General features: G+C 65.6%; 1 protein-coding gene. It reads left to right on the forward strand.

Annotated elements, in window-relative coordinates:
- A partial coding sequence (locus AC2A1E_RS24390; protein WP_484385904.1) for an Ig-like domain-containing protein occupies positions 1–346 on the forward strand: 346 nt, incomplete at both ends.

Below are 346 nucleotides of genomic sequence, written 5' to 3' on the forward strand. Positions count from 1 at the left end.
TGCACACGACTTTACCACCACGGTCACCGACACCGCGGGCAACACCAGTGCCGAAGGGGAACACCTGGCGGTCACGGTGGATGTGGTGCCGGGTCAGGTGCAACTGGGCAGTCTGACGGATGATGTGGGCAGCGTGCAGGGTAACATCGTGCAGAACGGCGTGACGGACGACCTGCGTCCGACGCTGAACGGCACGGCGAAGGCCGGTAGCGTGGTGACGGTGAGCGACGGCAGCACGGTGCTGGGCAGCGTGACGGCGGATGAGCAGGGTAACTGGCGCTTTACGCCAGAAACCGACCTGGGCCAGGGCGCACACAGCCTGAGTGCTTCCGCCAAGGATCCGGCA

The organism is Serratia sp. HNCC26DJ206 (genome assembly GCF_057180605.1).